General features: G+C 35.8%; 1 protein-coding gene. It reads left to right on the top strand.

The genetic code is table 11. From position 1 onward, the window contains the following. Positions 1–15: 15 nt before the first annotated feature. On the top strand, positions 16–592 hold a 577-nt coding region (locus HMPREF0023_RS15950; protein ID WP_155757178.1), incomplete at its 3' end, for a transposase.

Below are 592 nucleotides of genomic sequence, written 5' to 3'. Positions count from 1 at the left end.
GTTTATAAAGTATCTGTGATCAGACGAACTAAACATGCTTCTACAGCAACTTGTACATTACCCATTTATATGGGCTTTCTCATGACAGAACCGAACTCTATTAGCTGCACACAACTTGCCGAGACTTATAATATCTCGCATGATAGTGTAAATCGCTTTCTAGAGCGTGAAGACTACACACCTCACGACCTATATCAAGAAGCAATTCAACATATTGATAATAATAAACTTATAGTCAGTATTGATGATACTGTTTTAGATAAACCATATAGTCAACATATGGACTTGGTTAGCTATTTTTGGTCAGGCAAACACCACCGATCCGTCAAGGGGATTAATCTCATTACCTTGTATGCGACAGATCAGAATGGTCAAAATATTCCAATTAATTTCCGAATTTATGACAAATCTGAGGGTAAAACCAAGAATGATTACTTTATGGATATGTTAAGTGAAGTACTTAGTTGGGGTGCAAAGATTCAATTTATTACAGGTGATAGTTGGTATTCATCGACTGCAAATCTAAAAACCATAAGAAAACATGGTATTCGATTTATGTTTGGTATCGACTGTAACCGTAAGGTTTCCCCTG

This window comes from Acinetobacter sp. ATCC 27244, assembly GCF_000156555.1.
Taxonomy (GTDB): Bacteria; Pseudomonadota; Gammaproteobacteria; order Pseudomonadales; family Moraxellaceae; genus Acinetobacter; species Acinetobacter haemolyticus.
The sequence above is the reverse complement of the archived record's forward strand: the minus strand, read 5'-3'. Positions and strand labels throughout refer to the sequence as shown.